The 18,949-nt window shown below is 67.4% G+C and carries 18 protein-coding genes, 1 tRNA gene and 1 pseudogene; 8 read left to right on the top strand and 12 right to left on the bottom strand.

Annotated features, from left to right (window positions below; translation table 11 throughout):
* Positions 1-26 precede the first annotated feature (26 nt).
* Together D7252_RS00315 and D7252_RS00310 are read left to right on the top strand one after the other, a co-directional pair.
* A complete protein-coding gene (locus D7252_RS00315) occupies positions 27-374 on the top strand; it encodes a DUF485 domain-containing protein (protein WP_120773583.1) in 348 nt (115 codons plus the stop codon).
* Entirely contained in the window at positions 371-2,008 is a 1,638-nt protein-coding gene (locus D7252_RS00310) for a cation acetate symporter (protein ID WP_120773582.1), read from the top strand. Before D7252_RS00315 ends, D7252_RS00310 begins: the two co-directional genes overlap by 4 nt.
* A gap of 70 nt (positions 2,009-2,078) precedes the next feature.
* Here the strand turns inward: D7252_RS00310 and D7252_RS00305 are convergent, their stop codons facing one another.
* Entirely contained in the window at positions 2,079-2,591 is a 513-nt protein-coding gene (locus D7252_RS00305) for a methylated-DNA--[protein]-cysteine S-methyltransferase (protein ID WP_120773581.1), read from the bottom strand.
* A gap of 178 nt (positions 2,592-2,769) precedes the next feature.
* Here D7252_RS00305 and D7252_RS00300 point away from each other — a divergent pair, with 178 nt between their 5' ends.
* Entirely contained in the window at positions 2,770-6,486 is a 3,717-nt protein-coding gene (locus tag D7252_RS00300; protein ID WP_120773580.1) for an ATP-binding protein, read from the top strand.
* Positions 6,483-6,692 (top strand): hypothetical protein, encoded by a 210-nt coding sequence (locus D7252_RS00295; RefSeq protein WP_120773579.1) that lies wholly within the window; start codon positions 6,483-6,485, stop codon positions 6,690-6,692. Before D7252_RS00300 ends, D7252_RS00295 begins: the two co-directional genes overlap by 4 nt.
* Here D7252_RS00295 and mscL read toward each other — a convergent pair.
* From mscL to D7252_RS00280, 3 genes are read right to left on the bottom strand one after another with little or no spacing between them, the layout of a single operon-like run.
* A complete protein-coding gene (gene mscL / locus D7252_RS00290; protein WP_120773578.1) occupies positions 6,686-7,126 on the bottom strand; it encodes a large conductance mechanosensitive channel protein MscL in 441 nt (146 codons plus the stop codon). The genes D7252_RS00295 and mscL overlap by 7 nt on opposite strands.
* 24 nt (positions 7,127-7,150) lie before the next feature.
* Entirely contained in the window at positions 7,151-7,423 is a 273-nt protein-coding gene (locus tag D7252_RS00285) for an FmdB family zinc ribbon protein (protein WP_120773577.1), read from the bottom strand.
* Between the two features lie 14 nt (positions 7,424-7,437).
* Entirely contained in the window at positions 7,438-8,034 is a 597-nt protein-coding gene (locus D7252_RS00280; RefSeq protein WP_120773576.1) for a 5-formyltetrahydrofolate cyclo-ligase, read from the bottom strand.
* Between the two features lie 44 nt (positions 8,035-8,078).
* Here D7252_RS00280 and galU point away from each other — a divergent pair, with 44 nt between their 5' ends.
* From galU to D7252_RS00260, 4 genes are all read left to right on the top strand, one after another.
* Positions 8,079-8,966, top strand: a complete 888-nt coding sequence (galU, locus tag D7252_RS00275; RefSeq protein WP_120773575.1) for a UTP--glucose-1-phosphate uridylyltransferase GalU — start codon at positions 8,079-8,081, stop codon at positions 8,964-8,966.
* A 26-nt stretch (positions 8,967-8,992) separates the two neighbouring features.
* Positions 8,993-9,622, top strand: coding sequence for a GNAT family N-acetyltransferase (locus D7252_RS00270; RefSeq protein WP_120773574.1), 630 nt, complete (start codon positions 8,993-8,995; stop codon positions 9,620-9,622).
* Between the two features lie 90 nt (positions 9,623-9,712).
* Positions 9,713-10,558, top strand: coding sequence for a hypothetical protein (locus tag D7252_RS00265; protein WP_120773573.1), 846 nt, complete (start codon positions 9,713-9,715; stop codon positions 10,556-10,558).
* A gap of 53 nt (positions 10,559-10,611) precedes the next feature.
* Positions 10,612-10,687, top strand: a tRNA-Ala gene (locus D7252_RS00260).
* Positions 10,688-11,285: 598 nt separating this feature from the next.
* Here the strand turns inward: D7252_RS00260 and D7252_RS20555 are convergent.
* The 8 genes and pseudogenes from D7252_RS20555 to D7252_RS20285 all read right to left on the bottom strand — a co-directional run.
* Positions 11,286-12,251, bottom strand: a pseudogene (locus D7252_RS20555) (recombinase family protein); the annotation flags it as partial.
* Positions 12,252-12,497: 246 nt separating this feature from the next.
* Entirely contained in the window at positions 12,498-12,746 is a 249-nt protein-coding gene (locus D7252_RS00250; protein WP_120773572.1) for a hypothetical protein, read from the bottom strand.
* Positions 12,743-13,327, bottom strand: coding sequence for a hypothetical protein (locus D7252_RS00245; protein WP_120773571.1), 585 nt, complete (start codon positions 13,325-13,327; stop codon positions 12,743-12,745). The genes D7252_RS00250 and D7252_RS00245 overlap by 4 nt, the downstream gene beginning before the upstream one ends.
* Positions 13,328-13,347: 20 nt before the next feature.
* On the bottom strand, positions 13,348-13,794 hold the full coding sequence (locus tag D7252_RS00240; RefSeq protein ID WP_120773570.1) for a single-stranded DNA-binding protein: 447 nt from the start codon (positions 13,792-13,794) through the stop codon (positions 13,348-13,350).
* A 90-nt stretch (positions 13,795-13,884) separates the two neighbouring features.
* The gene (locus tag D7252_RS00235) at positions 13,885-15,636 is read right to left on the bottom strand and encodes a type IV secretory system conjugative DNA transfer family protein (protein ID WP_120773569.1); all 1,752 of its coding nucleotides are present in this window, start codon (positions 15,634-15,636) and stop codon (positions 13,885-13,887) included.
* Between the two features lie 23 nt (positions 15,637-15,659).
* Positions 15,660-16,217 (bottom strand): hypothetical protein, encoded by a 558-nt coding sequence (locus D7252_RS00230; protein WP_120773568.1) that lies wholly within the window; start codon positions 16,215-16,217, stop codon positions 15,660-15,662.
* Complete coding sequence (locus D7252_RS00225; RefSeq protein ID WP_120773567.1) at positions 16,217-17,707, bottom strand: ATP-binding protein; 1,491 nt, start codon at positions 17,705-17,707, stop codon at positions 16,217-16,219. The genes D7252_RS00230 and D7252_RS00225 overlap by 1 nt, the downstream gene beginning before the upstream one ends.
* Positions 17,704-18,933 carry a hypothetical protein gene (locus D7252_RS20285; protein ID WP_251050537.1) on the bottom strand — a complete coding sequence of 410 codons (1,230 nt, stop codon included), beginning with the start codon at positions 18,931-18,933 and terminating at the stop codon, positions 17,704-17,706. The genes D7252_RS00225 and D7252_RS20285 overlap by 4 nt, the downstream gene beginning before the upstream one ends.
* Positions 18,934-18,949 lie beyond the last annotated feature (16 nt).

Below are 18,949 nucleotides of genomic sequence, written 5' to 3'. Positions count from 1 at the left end.
AAACGGACGTGTGGCAAGGAGGCCCCATGAGCAGCGAGACCCCTCCGGGTTCGAACGGCGCGATCGACTACATCGCGATCGAGGAATCTCCACGATTCCTCACTTTGAAACGCACGCAGCGATCTTTCATCTTCCCCCTCGCGGCGTTCTTCCTCATCTGGTATTTCGCCTATGTCCTTCTCGCCGCATTCGCGACGGATTTCATGGCGCAACGTGTGTGGGGCGATATCACCATCGGCCTTCTCCTGGGCCTGGGGCAGTTCGTCACGACCTTCGCCATCACCATGGCCTACGTGTCTTTCGCCAACAGGAAGCTCGATCCTCTCTCGACGGAGATTCGTGAAGACCTCGAGAAAGCACAGGGGCACGCGTGAACATCATTCGCACCGCAACGGACTCCGTCGCCAGCCAGAGCAATCCGATCCTCAACATCTCGATCTTCCTGGCATTCGTCGCGGTGACGCTCTTCATCGTCATCCGTGCGAGCCGCAACAACAAGACCGCGGCCGACTACTACGCCGCCGGACGCTCGTTCACGGGACCGCAGAACGGCTTCGCCATCGCCGGCGACTACCTGTCGGCGGCGTCCTTTCTCGGGATCTGCGGAGCCATCGCGATCAACGGCTATGACGGGTTCCTGTATTCGATCGGATTCCTGGTCGCCTGGCTCGTCGCGTTGCTGCTGGTCGCGGAGCTCATGCGCAACACCGGCAAGTTCACGATGGCCGATGTGCTCTCGTTCCGTCTCAAGCAGCGTCCGGTGCGGATGGCAGCGGCGATCACGACTCTCGCCGTGTGCTTCTTCTACCTGCTCGCGCAGATGGCCGGCGCCGGCGGACTCGTCTCACTGCTGCTCGGCATCGACGGTCGTCTCGGCCAATCGATCGTGATCGCGGTGGTCGGCATCCTGATGATCGTCTACGTCCTGATCGGCGGCATGAAGGGGACGACGTGGGTTCAGATCGTCAAGGCGTTCCTCCTTATCGGCGGTGCGCTGGGAATGACGATCTGGGTGCTGGCGATCAACGGGTTCAGCTTGAACACGCTGCTGGAAGCTGCGGTCGCCAACTCCGACAAGGGTGACGCGATCCTCGCGCCCGGACTGCAGTACGGAGCGAACCCTTGGGACTTCCTGTCACTCGGGATGGCTCTCGTGCTCGGCACCGCGGGTCTCCCGCACGTGCTCATGCGGTTCTACACGGTACCCACCGCCAAGGAGGCTCGGCGTTCGGTCGTATGGGCGATCTGGCTGATCGGCGGGTTCTACCTGCTGACTCTGGTGCTCGGCTACGGCGCAGGTGCCCTGGTGGGCGCCGACGTCATCGCCGCCGCTCCCGGAGGCGTGAACTCGGCGGCACCATTGCTCGCGCTCGAGCTCGGCGGGCCTCTGCTCCTCGGCTTCATCTCGGCCGTGGCGTTCGCGACGATCCTCGCGGTCGTCGCCGGATTGACGATCACCGCCGCCGCGTCGTTCGCGCACGACATCTATGCGAACGTCATCCAGAAGGGGCGGAAGGACGCGGCCGGCAAGCAGGTCGAGGCCGACCCGGACGCCGAGGTGCGGGTCGCCCGACGCACGGTGATCGTGATCGGCATCCTCGCGATCATCGGCGGCATCGGTGCGCAGGGGCAGAACATCGCCTTCCTCGTCGCTCTGGCGTTCGCTGTCGCGGCCTCCGCCAACCTCCCCACGATCCTGTACTCGCTCTTCTGGCGACGGTTCAACACCCGAGGCGCGGTGTGGAGCATGTACGGAGGTCTCGGCGCCGCGATCCTGCTCATTGTGCTGTCGCCCGTGTTCTCCGGCACGCCGACGTCGATGATCCCCGGTATCGACATCGCCATCTGGCCGATGAACAACCCCGGCATCGTGTCGATCCCACTCGGGTTCCTGCTCGGCTGGCTGGGAACCGTCACCAGCAAGGTGAAGGAATCGCCAGAACTCGCGGCCGAGATGGAGGTGCGCTCGCTGACCGGGTTCGGGGCAGAGAAGGCGGTCGATCACTGACGACATGGAGGAACGCGTGGACCCGGCGGCCTACTCGCCGGGTCCACGTCTGCTCTCCCGGACCAATCGCTCACCGACCTTCGAGGTCCAGGAGAAACTGCTTTCGCTCCGGGTGCGCTCCGTAGTGGCCGGCCGAACCGTCTGAGCGCACGACCCGGTGCACGGGAACGATGACGGAGAACGGCGTGAGGCGACAGGCGGTGCCGACCGCGCGGGCTGCGCCCGGATGACCGGCGAGCACGGCGACCTCTCCGTAACTCAGAGTCTGTCCCCAGGGGATGCCGCAGATCGCCTGCAGTGCGGTGCGATGGAAGCCGTCGACGAGGCGCCAGTCCAGGCGGAGGTGCTCGTTGAAGTCGATAGGGGCTCCGTCGAAGTACTCGGCGAGCAGATGAGCGAGCTCATCGGCGGCGCCGGGGTCGGGTTCGGGCACGGCTCGGAGCTGTCGGGATACGCCCTCGAGGAGCCACGGCACCGTGGGGTCCTCGGATTCGCCGAGATCGAAGCCCACGATGCCATCGTCGGAGAACACCGCGAGTGCGTCGCCGAACGGGGTGGGTGCGAAGTCATAGCGGAATGTCATGCCTCCATCCTGACCGGCCACGACGACGATCGACCGGGGTGAACCCGATCTTCGTGGAGAACCAGCGGCGTCCCCTACCCTTTGCAGGAGCAGTGAAGGACGTTCGTCGCAGCCAGAAATCCGGTGAAACCCGCCAGGGATACCCCGGCTTCTCCCGTCTCGCGCCTAGGGTGAGAGTGTGTGGCGACGTGAAGACAGGTCTGCGGATGACGCAGCGACGGAGGGCTCTGTGACCCTCGGCGACCTGAGCGAGTCCGCCACCGGGGTCGGCATCGCGCATGCGGCAGACGCCGAGCGCGCCCGACTCCGCGCGGAGGCCGCCGATCTCGGCGGCGCGTCGCCGCTCGTCAGCTTCCGCGATCGCCCCGAATCAGGCATCGATATCTCGAAGGCGCACCCCGGCAGCCTGCCGCAGTTCATCACCGGCAAGTCGACGCTCCTGTCCAATCTCTTCCGCGACGAGGTCGGTCTGCGAACGGCACGACTGGCTGCAGAACGCATCACCGCCAAGAACACCGAGCTCCGCACCGTCCGAGGGATCGAGGCCGTGCATCTCGCCGTCGGCGTCGCGCGGTGGCGGATCGGAGGCGCCGGTTTCGCTGCACCGGTGCTGCTGCGCCCGCTGGCGATCAGGCGCCACCACTCGGACTTCGAGCTCAAGCTGCAGGGTGTGTTCGAGGTGAATCCGGAGCTCGTCCGCATCGCCCGGGAACACTTCGACATCTCGATCGATCCGACCGCTCTGGCCGCGCTCGCCTACGACGGCGGAGTCTTCAAACCGCAGCCGGTGATCGACAGCCTGCGCGCGATGACGCGGTCGATCGACACGTTCTCGGTGGAACCACGGTTGGTCGTCTCCACGTTCGCCGATGTCGCGGGCGCGATGTCGCGCGATGGCCGCAGCCTCGACAACCAGATGCTCAACGCTCTGGCAGGTCACGTCGCAGACCGCGAGCAGGTCACCGCTCCGCGCGCCGTGCCGCACCACACCTCTCCGGACGACCGGGCACCGGCATCCGACAACCTGCTCCTGGACGCCGATGCGGAGCAGGAGGCGGTGCTCGCGCGCATCGCGGCGGGACACTCACTCACCGTCTCGACGCTTCCCGGAACCGGAGGCACCCAGACCGTCATCAACGCCCTGGGCGAGCTCGTGCGCAGCGGCAAGCGTGTTCTCGTGGTCTCCGCCCGACGGTCCACTCTCGACGGCGTCCGGCACCGACTCGCCGGAATCGGTCTGGACAGCCTGGCCATCTCGCCGGCCAGCGTGCGCCGTGATCTGGTGCGCGCGATCGGACGCAATGAGAAGGCCACGGCGCCCAAGGTCAGCGAGGTCGACGACGCTCTGGTGCGCCTGCGCACCGTTCTCCGCGACTACCGCCAGGCTTTGACCGCTCCCGTCACCGGCATGGACGCATCGGTCCTGGATGCCACCCGTCAGCTGACGCGGCTCGCCTCTCTCCCCGTACCTCCGTCGACGACGGCACGCCTCGGTCCAGAGGCACTGCGGCGCCTGGCGAACGATCGAACCGAAGCTGCTGCGGCGCTGGGTCAGGCCGCGCGCCTGGGCGAGTTCCGCTTCGGGCCGAACGACTCGCCCTGGTATGGCGTCACCTTCGCCAGCACCGAAGCCGCGCGCGCGGCGCACGACCTGGCGGGCCGGCTGCACGCGGACAGCGTGCCAGCCCTCCTCGAGCGGGGCTATGAACTCATCGCGCAGACGCACATGCGCCCGTTCGCGACCATCGACGAACTGGGGGAGTATCTGCAACTCCTTCAGGGGATCCGCGACACTCTCGATCGCTTCAGCCCGACGGTGTTCGAGCGCCCGCTCGGCGACCTCATCCTGGCGCACGGCTCGCGCCGCGACGCGCCCGGCCTGTCCGGCACGAACCGTCGGCGGCTGCGTCGTCTGGCCAAGGAGTACGTCCGTCCCGGCGTGCACGTCCACGAGATGCACGAGTCGCTCCTCCGGATCCAGGCGCAGCGCACCCAGTGGCAGCGATGCGTGGAGGCGGGGGTGGCGCCGGAGGTGCCCCTCGGTCTCGCCGACGTCTCCGTCGCATGGCAGCGCGTGGAAGGGGAACTCGCCGAGCTCGACGCGGCTCTCGGCCGCCGTGAGCCGCTGGCATCGCTGCCCGTAGCCCGACTGGTTCGCACTCTGGCCGGTCTCGCTGCCAAATCGGACGTCTTCGAGAACCTGGTCGAGCGGGCGCAGTTGCGCGACCGGCTCGCCTTGCTCGGCCTGGGCCCGCTGCTCGCGGAGTTGTCCGTGCGACACGTCTCCGAAGCGCGAGTGGGTGACGAGCTCGAGTTCGCCTGGTGGCAGTCTCTGCTCGAGCGTGCTCTCCAAGAGAATCGTGCACTCCTCGGCGCCAACACCGCGGTCGTCGATCGGCTCGAACGTGACTTCCGACTCGTCGACGAGGCCCATGCGGCCATGGCCGGACCACTGCTCGCCTGGCAGCTCGCGAACCAGTGGCGGATCGCGATCGTCGACGAACCGCAGCAGTCTCAGCACCTACGTCGCGCCCTGACCCAACCGGCCACGACCACGGCAGAAGTCGTGAGCGCTGCGCCGAGGCTCGTCGAGGTCCTCGCACCGGTCTGGATATCCTCGCCGTACCTCGTCCCCGAGATCCCGGACTCGGTCGAGTTCGACGCCGTGCTCCTCGTCGATGCCGCGGCGATAAATCTCGCAGAGGCGGCCCCGGCCATCCGTCGCGCGCGTCAGGTCGTGGCCTTCGGTGACCCGGTCACCCAGCGCCCCTCGCCTTTCCACATCGCCGTCGACCCGGAACAGACGTGGGAGGCGGAAGTACCGTTCGACGACGTCTCGGTGTTCGAGCGCCTCTCCGAGCTCCTGCCGGTCATGACTCTCACGCGGAGCTATCGGGCCGGTGGAGAAGATCTCGCCGAACTGATCAACGACGCCTTCTACGGCGGCGACATCGTCTCGCTTCCGTGGGCAGGTTCTTATCTGGGGCGCGGCAGCCTGACCGTCGACTACGTCGAGGGTGGTACCGGTACGCCGGATCCGATCTCCGGTGCCGTGGAGAGCCCCGACGCCGAAGTGGCGCGAGTGGTCACCCTGGTCGTGGAGCACGCCATCCATCGGCCGTCCGAGACGCTCATGGTCGTCACCGCGAGCGCGCGCCACGCGGAGCGCGTCCGCGCGGCCGTGACCTCGGCGTTCGCGGGACGATCGGATGTCGCCGACTTCGTCGGGCGCGATACGGTCGAGCCGTTCGCGGTGCTGACCCTCGAGGAATCCGTCGCGGAGAGTCGCGATCGTGTGATCTTCTCCCTGGGATTCGGCCTCACCAAGCACGGCCGCGTGCTCAGCGATTTCGGTGATCTGTCCACTCCTGACGGCGAGCGGTTGCTCACAGTCGGCATGACGCGGGCACGTCGTTCGATGGTCCTCGTCTCGTCCATCCGTCCGTCCTCGTTCGATGACGGACGTCTGGAGCACGGCGCGGCGACGCTGATGTCGATCCTGGGCGGTCTGGCGGCGCGCAGCAGAGACGGGCGTCTGGAGGATCTCGCCGACCCGCTGACCTTGGCCTTGGCACGGGAGCTGCGCCGACTCGGCGCATCGGTCGACGTCGACTACCGTGGCCTGCTGCCCCTGGTCGCGCAGCATGACGGCAAGGCCGTCGTGATCGAATCCGACCCCGAGTCTCGGGGAGAGTCCCTGCGCGAGACCTTGCGTCTGCGGCCGCATGTCCTCCGCCGGCTCGGCTGGCACTACGTGCGTGTGCACGCGTTCGACCTGTACAGCGATCCGGTCACCGCTGCCGCGCGCATCGCCGGCGTGCTCGGGATCTCGGAGTCGGCGCCTCGTGCCGATAACGACACGCAGCCGATCGACATCATCGACAGGGACAGATGACCGACCGGCCCGGCCCCGACGCGGAGGGTCAGCGGGTCGTTCGCGTTCCGGGCGCCCGCCGAGCGCGTCTCACGCCCGTGCCGGGGACGGATCCCGAACCCGATTCCGCTCCCGATGTCCGCGCCGAACCGGAATCAGGCAGGCGTCGAGGTCCGAAAGGACCCAATGACGACCGCCTGATCCAGGACGTGCCGCCGCACTACTGAATTCGGGGCGACGTTCCCGCGCTCTGGTTCTTGAGCAGGTCGCGGATCTCCACGAGCAGCTCCGCCTCGGTCGCGGCCGCCGGTTCTTCCTCGGGCGATTCCGCCGGCGTGCCCTTGCGTGCTTCGACGTGCGCCTTGAACGTGTTCATCGGCAGCACGAAGACGAAGTACACGACCACCGCTACGGCGAGGAAGCTGATGATCGCTGCGATCAGGTCGCTGAGCGGAAAGGTGACCATGTCGCCGTAGATGTTGCGGATCTGCGGGCCGAACTCACCCATGGCGTCGGCCTTGAAGAACAAGGAGATCAGCGGCGTGATGATGCTGGCGACGACCGCGTTGACGATCGAGGTGAAAGCGGCGCCGATGACGACGGCAACGGCAAGGTCGATGACGTTGCCGCGCAGGATGAATTCTCGGAAACCCTTGAGCATCAGAGTCCTTTACAGTTCAGGACCTCAGGACGAGGTCGCGGTCGACGCAGCGGCCGGTTTGGCGCTTGTCGTCGACTCCGACTTCGATGATGTCGAAGCATCCGACGAGCCACCGGATTTGGCGCGCGAGTCCGTGCGATAGAAGCCGGATCCGTTGAAGGTCACTCCGATCGAGCCGTACTGCTTCCGCAGCGCGCCGCCGCACTCGGGGCACTCGGTGAGGGCGTTGTCGGCAAAACTCTGCACGGCGTCGAAGGAGTGTCCGCACGAAGTGCAGGCATAAGCGTAGGTGGGCATGGAGTCCTTGCAGGTCAGCGCCGCGAGGGCGACAGGGTCAGGGTCTGCGACGGAGTCACGATGCCGTTCACCGGCTGGTCGTGCACCTCGCGCGGCAGAGAGTCGAGTATCTCGGAATCATAGATGACGGCGAAGACGGGCGGGCACTTCTCCATCGAGCCGATGGTCTTGTCGAAGTAGCCGCGTCCCCAACCCATCCGCATGCCCGTTCGGTCGACCGCCGCCGCCGGAACGATCATGAGATCGACGTCGTTGACCGCGATGGGCCCCAGAACCTCGCCGCTCGGCTCCGGCAGGCCGTAGAGCCCTTCCGCCTCGTCGTCGTCATCCGAGGCGACGGCCCAGTCGAGCAGTCCGTCCGCGCGGGTGATGGGGAGGAGTACTCGGATGCCGCGCCGCACAGCCCTGGAGACGAACGCTCGCGTGCCCGGCTCGGTGGTGGTGGAGAGGTAGCACGAGACTGCTCGCGCGTCGAGGGAATCGATCAGTGCGTCCAGTCGTTCGGCGATCGCGTTCGCTGCTGCGTCCCGTTGCGATTCCGAGAGCAGTTGACGACGTTCTCTGAGCTCTGCGCGGAGTGCGCGCTTGGCGTGTTCGACGTCGTTCGACATGAGTCCGAGTCTACGGCGGCGGCAGCCACCGCTAGGCTGTGAGGATGGGTGAGCACAAGATCAAGGCCGTCATTCCCGCGGCAGGACTGGGAACACGATTCCTTCCTGCGACCAAGGCGATGCCGAAGGAGATGCTTCCGGTCGTCGACAAGCCGGCGATCCAGTACGTCGTCGAAGAAGCGGCGGATGCCGGTATCGACGACATCCTCGTCATCATCGGTCGGAACAAGAACGCGATCTCCAACCACTTCGACTCGGTCCCCGAGCTCGAGGTGAAGCTGATGGAGAAGGGCGACGACGGTCGCCTCGCCAGTGTCGTGAAGTCGAGCGATCTCGCCGACATCCACTTCGTCCGCCAGGGTGAGCCCAAGGGGCTCGGGCACGCCGTGCTGCGCGCTCGCACTCATGTGGGGGACAGCTCTTTCGCGGTGCTTCTCGGCGACGACCTCATCGATGAGCGCGACCCGCTGCTGACCGAGATGATCGCCGAGCACCAGCGCTCCGGCGCCGCGGTGGTGGCGCTGATGGAGGTCGATCCCGCCAGCATCCACATGTACGGTGCGGCTGCGGTCGACCCGATCGACGGGTCGGACAACGTTCGCGTGACCGGCCTCGTGGAGAAGCCCGCGCAGGAGGACGCACCGTCCAACCTGGCCATCATCGGGCGCTACGTGCTGCCGGCCTCCGTGTTCGACATCCTCGAGCGCACGGAGCCGGGTAAGGGTGGCGAGATCCAGCTCACCGATGCTCTGCAGGAGATGGCGGCCGACACGGACGGACCCGGCGTGGTCGGAGTCGTCTTCCGCGGGCGTCGTTACGACACCGGCGACCGGGTGGACTACATCAAGGCCATCGTGCAGCTCGCGTCTGACCGCGAGGACCTCGGTCCGGAGCTGCGTCCCTGGCTGAAGGAATTCGCGGAGCGCCTCTAGGCGACTCTGCGGCGTCGGGACGCGATATGGATCTGACGGCGGGACTAAGACACGGACCGATCGAGCTGCGCCTCGTGAAGTCCAAGGATGCCCGCGCTCTGCAGCAGGAGCTCCTCTCGAACAGATCGTGGCTCGAGCCATGGGAAGCAACGGTGCCGTACGGGTCGGTGTCGTTCGACATGCGTCTCAGCATCCGTCGCCTCCTGCAGCAGTACCGCGACGGCAGCGGCTACCCGTTCGTCATGGAGTACGACGGTGAGGTCGCCGGGCAGCTGAACGTGTGGGGCGTCTCGCGCGGCTCACTGTGTTCGGCGACCATCGGCTATTGGGTCAGTGAGCGGTTCGCCGGTCGAGGGATCACGCCGACGGCGGTCGCTCTCGCGACGGACGCCTGCTTCACCGAGTACGGACTGCACCGGATGGAGATCTGCATCCGCCCGGAGAATGCTGCCAGCCTTCGCATCGTGCAGAAGCTGGGGTTCCGCTATGAAGGGCTCCGCCGTCGCTACATCCACATCGATGGGGATTGGCGGGATCACTACGCGTTCGCGCTGACGCGGGAGGATGTCCCGCAGGGGGTGCTGTCGCGGTGGCTCAGCGGACAGGTGCCGCCGGATGCGGCGACCGTCCCGCCGTCGGACCGCATCCCGTCGTGAGTCGGGCTCCCGAACTCATCTGAGCGACTCGCCGCGACACGCGCCCGCACTGCGGCGTCGAGTCGGCTCTGTGGCCGTACCGTTGTCGATATGGACGGGCCGGTGCTGAGCGGGGGAGTGATCGTGCTCGTCGCCGTGCTCCTCTGGATGCTCTATCTGCTGCCGTCGTGGCGAGGGCGGTACCAGTACGACGCCGCGGAACGCAACGCGGTTCGGCTGAATCAGGCGCTTCGCGTGCTCGCCGAGACCAGTGAGACTCCCGGGGAAGTGCGGGTCGAATTGAACGCGCGGACGGCCCTGGCGCAGCAGAAGCTCGCGAAGCGCGTGCAGTCCGAACGCGAGGCCGCGGAGTTGGAGAAGCTCCGCGAAGAACTCGCGGCGACGCGAGCAGATCCGGTGATCCGTCGAGCGAGGGCACGCCGCCGCATCCGAATGGTATCCACCGTGGCTCTGCTGCTGGGAGTCGCGGCTGCCGGACTCGGCGTCTGGCAGCTTCTCGCTTTCGGTTCGCAGGTATTGGTGTGGCTGGGAGCTGTAGTGGTGATGGTGTCCGGCCTGACGCTGCAGCGGATGGCTGCTGTGGCGCAGCGCGCCGCCCGTCGACCGCGGCTGGCGGAGCAGACCACGCCGGAGCGCATCGCCCCCGAACTGCACGACCAAGGTCCGGCGACGTGGACGCCTCGCCCGCTGCCGGAACCGCTCGTGTCCGTGGCCGGGTCCCGCGCACAATCGGCTCGCGCCGAGATCGAGGCGCAGGAGGAACGCCGGAAGGCGGCTCGACTCGAGGGTCTCCGGGCACGCGCCGAGGAGATGGCGCCGCCGGCTCCCGCGAAGCTTCCCGCTGCCGCATCGCCGTATGCGCAGATGGGGTTCGTCGACGATGCGGAGATCGAAGCGCACGTCCGAGAGATGCTGTCGCGTCGTGCAGCGGGGTGACTCGGGGAGGACGCGATCGGCTTCTGCGTCGTGATAACGTAGAAGACGTTCTTGGGCCTATGGCGCAGTTGGTAGCGCGCCTCGTTCGCATCGAGGAGGTCAGGGGTTCGAATCCCCTTAGGTCCACCAGAAGGTCGTTGTTCAAACCAGCGACATTGCCGGTTTGAGTTCCGGATTCCGCCGTCCGTCCTTGTGGGCGGGCGGCGAGGGTCTGGACCTCGGTGTTCAGGAACACGTTGAACGGGATGCCGGGCTCGCCGTGGATGGTGTCGTCGTCTTGGACGATGAGCTTGTCGAAGAAGGCTTGGTTGGCGATCCGTCGTAGTGAGTCGTCGACGCTCATGTAGATGGCGTGCATGTCGCCAGCCAGCGCCAGGCAGTCGTCGAGGTGAGCTTTGGCTTGTTCGTACTCGATGTCTCCGGCGTTGATCTGTGCGTCGAGGAACGCGAGCCGGCGGGCGATGCGGTCCTGCTCGGTGCCGAGCAGGTCGAGCGGTACGGCTCCGGCGTAGTGGGCCTGCATGAGCTTCTGACGTTCGTCGCGGAGGACGTCGCGTTCGATCTTGTACGACTGGCTCTCCTGTTTGGCGACGGCATGGAGCCGGTCGAACTCGCTGGTGACCAGCTCACGCAGCGTGGTCACGATGTGTTCGGGTATCTGGACGTGTCGGTAGTAGTCCTCGACGGCGGCTTCGATGTCGGGCACGAACATGGACTTGCGTTCGCAGGTGGTGCGCTTGGCGTGCCGGCCGGAGCACATGAAGTACGGGTAGACGACCCCACTGCGGCTCTTGGCGTTGGTCAGCGTCAGCCGGGACCCGCACTGCCCGCAGTACAGGGTGCCTTTGAGATAGTGGACGTGGGATTGGGTCTTCTCCCCGGACGTCTGGTGCGCGGTGAGCACAGATTGGACCCGGTACCAGACCTCGGGGGCGACGAGGGGTTCGTGGAGTCCGTCGTAGCTGGCGCCCCGAAAGCGGACGCTGCCCTTGTAGTAGGGGTTGGTGAGCATCTTGTGGATAGTGGACAGCACCGGTGGCTTGGAGGGCCGCTTCGGCGTCGGCGGGGTGGTCAGGCCCCGGTCGATGAGTTCTTCGCGCAGGCTGATGGTGGAGTGGTTTCCGGTGGCGTATGCCTCGAACGCCCATTTGATCAGGGGTGCCCGGTCGGGGTCGACGGCGACGGTGCGGACCTCGCGGCCGAGTTCGTCGCGGGTGGTGACGTTGAGGTAGCCCATCGGGGCTTTGCCGTTCGTGCCACCGCCGAGCGCCTTCTGGTTCATGCCTTTGGCAACCTCACCGGCGAGGTTGCGGGAGTAGAACTCAGCGATGGTGGACATGATGCCGTGCAGCAGCATCCCCGACGGGGTCTCATCGATGTTCTCGGTCGCCGAGACGAGCATGACCCCGGCCTCTTTGAGGGCCAGGTGGATGGTGACGTCGTCGGCGCGGTTGCGGGCGAGGCGGTCGACTTTGTGGACGATGCAGTAGGCGACCTGGTGGGTCTTGACGTACTCAATCATCCGTATCAGCTCGGGCCGGTCGGCCTTGCGGGCTGACTCGCCCGCATCGACGAACTCTTCGGTGATGATCGCGTTCAGGTCGCGGGCCTTGCGCAGGTTCGCTTCGCGCTGAGCGGGAATCGAGAAGCCTTCGTCGCGGCCTCCTTTGGAGGCTTGTTCCTTGGTGGACACGCGCAGGTAGGAGACCGCCAGAGTGGTGGTCTCTCCGATGCGGTCCAGGGCGGTCGTGGCGGGTGGTTGTGTGATGGTCACGGGTCGTGTTCCCTTCCCCGATGGTCGGGGCCAGCACAAGCGGCGGCTACCGCTGGTGCGGTGCGACTCGTAAAGGGGAAACACGACCCGGCAGGCTCCGAAGGAGCGCGCCGGGTAAGCCACGAAGGCCAAACAGGACTGCGCACCACGACCAAGCCCGAAAGCTCAGCCGTTGGCTTCTTGCTGCTCTGATTCTACCTCGCCGCCCCGACGGTGCTCCGAAACCGGCGACACAGCGTCGATATCGGTCGTGGGGTGGGTGCGGGCTTGGTCGGCGCGGTTGCGGGCCATGCCGATGAACAGTTGCGCGAGCTTGCGCAGGTCGGGGCTCTCACGCGGCTCGGCCTCGATCCGGTAGTCCCGCATCCTGGTGGGCAGCCCCTCGTCCCGGCTGGACGGGTACGGAGTGGTCATGTCACTTCTCCGGTGTGTTCATCGAGGGTGCGGAAGAACGCCTCCTCGGCTTCGCGGCGGGATTCGACCTGCTCGAACACGAACTCCACGAAGTCCTCGCCACGGTCGGCGATGATGACGTCCTCCACCGGCGGGGCGGGGTCTTCGCCAGGCCAGACGGTCTGGCGGGTGTGCCGGTCGCGGTCCAGGCGGGTGCCGGACGCGGCGACCCATTCTCGGAGCCTGTTGCGCGCCTCGGCGAAGTCGCGGTGCCACCCGGCCGGCGCGGACCCGTTCTGCTCGGGGTCGTAGGCGCACAGCCAGTGCAGGTGCAGGGCGGAGAGTTCCCACATCAGCTCGGGGTGACGGTGCCAGAACGGCGGCAGCACGCTGGCGGGGAGTCCGTAGGTGCGGCGCAGCCACGCCACCCAGTCGTTGAGCGCGAGCCACTCGGCTTCCAGGTCGTCGGCACTCAGCAGATTCCAGTTCACCGGCTGCGGCGGCTGGGCCACGTCATCTGCCACATCATCGGATGCGTTGTCGGTGTCGGGGCTGTCGTCCGGGTAGTCGGGCTCGTCCTGCTTGGGGGTGTACTCGTCCATCGTCAGTCTCGTCTTTTCAGTCACATGCTCACGGCCGCAGGTGACTGCGTGACCGGGCGGGGCTGGGGAGCGGCGAACGCGGGCGCGGCCCGCTCAGGCGCGGCCTGGCGGGGTGCGCGGTTGACGTCGTAACGGGTGCGGGCCATGTCGTGCCCGAGCCGGCGGGCGACGAACTCCTCACCCTCGACGGCCTGACCGTCGCGCTGGTAGGTGTACTCGCGGACGTACCCCTCGGCGAGGAACTTGTCACCCTTCGCGAGTCGTTCGTGGCCCTGCTCGGCGGCGGCCTTGAACGCGACCAGGTTGTGGAAGGTGGTCTCCAACTGCGTGAACGACCCGTCTTCCTCTTGTCGGTAGTGCTCCTTGCCGACCTTCATGTACAGCCGGGCATCGCCGCTCTCGGTGCGGGATAGCTGCGGGTCACACGCCACGAATCCCGAGAACGACTGCTGAGTCTGGATAGCCATCGAAATCTCCTCCTGACACTCCGCGGTCTCGAAGCGAGGCCGCTGGTGTCAGGCAGGTGCGCACCCCACCCCCTGGGCAGGTGCGCCAGATCAGGAAACAGGACGGCGCAGCAGCGCCTCGATCCCGGTTCGGTCCTCGGTGAGCTGGCCGGCGTCGGGACGGTTCGTCCAGGGACGCAGATCGGTGACGATCGGTGGCGCAGACCGCAGGAGAGCGATGCCGGTGCCGAACGGCAGCGTGCGGATGCGGTCAGGGGGCAGGATCGGGACCCGGCGCACGGAGCGTTGACTCGATCGCGTCCCGTGGTCGCCGAGGGTCACGCTGTCGGTGTATTCGTCGCGTTCCCCGAGGAGTGTGCTCAGGTCTTGGAGGTCGCGGGAGTTGGAGGCGCCGCCGAGGATGATCTTGACGATGGAGGCGTCCCAGATTGCTCCGGCGGCGTTGTCCGACCACTTGTCCCGTGCTTGGGCGAGGGATTGGAGGACGGGGAGGGTCGTGATGCCGGTGCCGCCGCCTTCGGCCATCAGCGTCGGAAGGCTCGGGAGGGGTGCGAGGTTGCCAATCTCATCCAGCGCCAGCAGCAGCGGTGGGTCCAGGCGTGCGCCGGGTGAGCGGGCGGCGATCCGTCGGGCGGTTTCGATGAGGTCTTCGACGAACGCCGCCACGAGCGCGGAGGATGCGCCGGCGCCAGCTCCGGTGGCGAGCAGGTAGAGCGTGCCGCGCTCTTGGATGAAGGTCTCGGGGTCGAAGCCCTCACCCGGACCGGGACTGACGGCGTCCAGGACGCGGGGATCGGCGAGGGCTCCGAGTGCGAGGGCGACGCCCTGCCAAATGGAGTCGCGAGTCTTAGGGTCCGAATCGATCATCGCGCCGAGCGAGTCCGCCCACCCTGTGGCCGCCTGAGCACTGTTGGTAAGGATGGCGACGGCCTCGGCCGCTGTGGTGGGGTCGAGTGTCCACCGGAACAGCTCCGAGGGCGGACGAGCGTCGAGCGCGGCGGCATGCAGGAGAGCCTGGAGGGCAGTGCGGGTCTTGCCTTCCCAGAACCCTCCGGACTCGACCCCACCAGCAGACAGCCCGGTGGCTGCGGCCAGGCCGGTGGCACGGATCATCGCCGTCAGCGGGTCCTCGCAGCCGCGGATGGGTGACCAGCGCATCCCGGCGGGGATGCCCTCGGCGAGACGTTGGGGGTCGAACACCGCCACCGGCCGCCCATCCCGTTGGCGGGCGCGCAATGTGGCGGTGAGGTTGTCCGGCCGTGTGCTGGTGGTGACGACTGCGCCGGGGGCGTCCAGGATCGCGTTGACGACCATATGCAGGCCCTTGCCGGAACGGGGTGGGCCGATGAGCAGGATCGAGTCCTCAACGCTCGCCCACACCTGACGTCCCTTGGAGGTGCCGATCAGATAGCCCACATCCGCCGGTGCTGGGTCGTCCAGCGACGGGCGCAGCGTGCTGGCGCGGCGCAGCAGCGCCTTGCCCGAGGCGGCCTGGGTGACGTCGTGGGCGGTGGCGGTGCCGGCCAGGCGCCGCGGGTCGGTCTCGACCTTCCGCGAGTGCCTGCGCAGCCGCCCCCATGCCCATATCCCGGCGGTGGCGAGTGCGGCGAGCAGGAGGCCGGTGGTGATCCAGTAGACGACCGGACTCAGTCCGTCGGCGTCGAGGGCGGTGGCGGGGTCGGCGGGGTTGAACAGCACCCCGAGGCCCGACGCCGGCCCCGCCGCGGGTTGGGGTGTGCCGGTTACGAACGCCGCCACTGACCCTGAGGCGCGCAGGATCAGCGCTACCCCGAACATTCCGACCAGTCCGATGAGCGCGGCGTTGGTCAGCTCATCACTCATGCCCCCGGACTGCCGCTGTCCGTTCAAGGCACTCGCCGAACTTGCACGGTGCCGGAGACCCGACCAAACAGGACCACCTCGCCGGTACCGTCCCGCAGCACCGCGTCAAGGTGGCCGACATCGAGCAGAGAACGAACGGCCCCGGTGCCGGTGGCGTCGGTGTGGGTGACGATGACCGCGACCGCAACATCCTCACCGGGCACAAACCCCTCGCCGCTGACCTCGACCAACTCCATCGCCTCCCGGGCGTGAGTGCGTCGACCGCGCCGCGTCGCAGGCTCCGCACCCAGATCGGGAGTCGGTGGCGGGGAGGGTCTGCGGGCGCGGATGATGTCGGTGAACACACTGCCGTCAACCTCGCGAACCTCGATCCTCACCGCGACCGTCCGGTCCTTCGTGATGGCATCCATCAACGCGCCGAAGGTGCTGCGCGTCCACCTGGTGTCTGCTGCTGGTGGCGGTAACGGGGTGCCGTCGATGGTCACGTCCAGGGCGCCGGTTTCGGTGACGGTGATCACCACATGCGGCAGCACCACCGGCGACTGGGAGAGTTCCTGCACGGCAGGGCGGCGGCTGGCCATCACAGGCCTCCCGACGCGCGAGTGCTCGTATCGAACAGCGAATATTCAGCAGGATGGAGCTGATGCTGGGTCACGAAGCTCCTGGCCTTGATCCGCCACAACCCCTGTCCCACACCGAGGCTGGGGAGGAGTTTCTGTTCGGTGCCGGTGAGTCCGAGGGCTTGGGCGGTGGGGCCGAGCTGGTCTGATTCCTGCCGGTAGACGATCCGGGTTTCAGCGTTGGCGAGCAGACTGTTGGCGAGGGATCGCATGGCGGAGCCTTGGTCGCCGACGTTGTCCAGGTCGGAGAGCTTGTGGAAGATCAGCATGTTCGCGATCCCGTAATGGCGGGCGAGACGCCAGTGCGCATCCATCCGCTTCAACAGAGCCGGGTGGGACATCAGTCGCCAGGCCTCGTCGTAGATCACCCACCGCTGCCCACCATTCGGGTCCAGCAGGGCCGATTCCATCCACGCGCTGGAGCAAGTCATCAGCACCGAAATCAACGTGCTGTTCTCCGTCACCCGGGACAGGTCGAGGCTGATCATCGGCAGCGACGGATCGAACCGGACGGTCGACGGACCGTCGAACAACCCTTGTAGGTCACCGGCGACCAGACGGCGCAGCGCGTGCCCGACGAGCCTTCCATCCTCGGCCAGCCGTTCGTCAGCATCCTCACTCGGGGCAAGGATGCGATCGACGACCATCGGCAGGATCGGCACGTCGTTCTCCCGCACCGTCTGGGTGAGTGCGAGGTCGATGGCCGTGTGCTCCAACGGCGTCAACCCGCGCACCAGCACCGTCTCAGCAAGCGCCCCGATCAGATCACGGCGACGCGACGCGACCGTGATCGCCCACTGCTCATCAGAAAGTCCCGCGGGCCGGTGACCCTCATCGAGCGGGTTCAGGCGAGTGTTCAGGCCGTGGCCGAGGACGATCGCCCTGCCGCCGACGGCTTCGGCGACGGCGGTGTGCTCGCCCTTGGGGTCGCCGGGGACATAGACGCGACGCCCGAACGGCAGGCTCCGGGTGTAGAGGGACTTCGCCAGCGACGACTTCCCGGACCCGACGATCCCTGCGAGCACCACATTCGGTGCGGTGATGACACCACGGGCATACAAGACCCAGGGGTCGTAGACGAACGAGCCGCCGGAGTATAGGTCTTGGCCGACGAACACCCCATCGGAGCCGAGGCCTCCTTCCGCGACGAACGGATACGCACCCGCCAACGTCGCAGACGTGTCCTGGTGACGCGGGAGCCGGAACCGGCCCGGCGTGCGCAACGCGGCCGGCCCGGGCTCGCCCGCTGCGGGCAGGTAGGTGGTGGCGCGACGTTCGGCGCGCTCGGCCTCTGCTTTGGTCTTGGCTGCTGTCTTCTCGGCGGAACGTTGCTCGCCCTGGAGCTTCGCGGCGGCCTCGCGGCGCTGCTTGCGCAACCGGCGCCGCTCCTCCGCAGGTGCGACGAGGACAGAGGTATGCAGCCGCTCGCGTTCGGTCTCGGGAGTGTTCACAGCGACAGTCCCCGTCCAGACTGCCCGCCGACAGCCGCGCTTGGGGCGAACCAGTCCTTCTCGGCCCTCGGCGCCGCACGTCGCGCCGCAGAACCCTGTTGCATGGATTCACGATGCGGCTGCTCCGCACCGACGGCGGGGGCGTCGATGTCCAACTGGGCCGGATCGGGCAGGGCCGGGTCGGGCAGGGCGTCCAGCTGCCGGTAGAGGCCGACGTGTCCGAGGGTGTGGTTGAAGGTCAGCGTGTACACATCCGCTGTCGCGGCCTTGTCTGTCACAGTGGTGGGTGGTTGGTCGTCGTAGACGTACCCGTTCTCCAACGCGGACTGCTGGGTCTCGGCGCCGTAGTCGTAAGCGGCCAGCTCACTGATCGCGGCGTCGGTGCCGTCACGGTCGATCACATCGAGCACCCGGTCGGCTGCCTCGCCTTGGAGGAACACCACGCTGAACCACCGCCGCCCCGCGACCGCCGTTTCGGGCTCTGAAGGGCCGTGCTCACTCAGTTCGCTGAGCGCGTCGAGGTTCGTGCGAGCGGCATCGGCCACCCAGACCGGGAACAGGCCGGCGTTCTCGGGGGCGCTGCCTGGGTGGTCGAAGGCGTACTGGCGGGCCTCGGCCGCCGCGCCCAGGTATCCGGCCAGGTCCCGGATGGCTCGGTCCGGTTCGACCGGGATTCCGGCGCCGGTGAACAGGTCCCGGCCCGACACCTCCTGGCCCGTGGTGGTGTCGGTGATGCGGTAGGCATAGCGCTGGTGCTCACCTACGGGCGTGTCGGGCCACACCGCAAGGGTCAGCGTCCCCACCTGCACGGTGGTGACGTCGGTATCGTCGAGCCGGGCCACCAGACGTTCGCGGCTGGCCGTGCGGTCGGGTGACGGTTCGGGGTGCCAGGCGATGCGCCCTGAATGGGAGAACGCCGCGTCGAGCCGGTCGGAGGCCTGATCGAGGAGGGTGCCGGCGTGGTGCAGCTCATCGGCCGTGCCCAACGCACTGGCTGTCCCGGCCGTGTGGGAGCCGGCGTCAGAAAACGCCCGACCCTGGTGAGCCAGATGAGCGGCACCGAGCTGGCCGAGCACCTGGCGCAGCGACCGCACCCCGGCAGTCAACTCACCGAACACCGCGTAGGTGTCGGCCGGATCATCGAAGACCCGGGACGCGTGGGCAAGGCCACGCAGGGCCTCGGAGGCTTCCGCGGCATCGGCGAGCGGGTCGTGAAATTTAGGCATCAGAGGTCTCCCGTGA

Origin of the sequence: Microbacterium sp. CGR2, from assembly GCF_003626735.1 — a bacterium.
In the GTDB taxonomy this organism is placed as follows: Bacteria; Actinomycetota; Actinomycetes; order Actinomycetales; family Microbacteriaceae; genus Microbacterium.
Note: the sequence above shows the minus strand (reverse complement) of the source record. Positions and strands in the feature narration are given on the sequence as shown.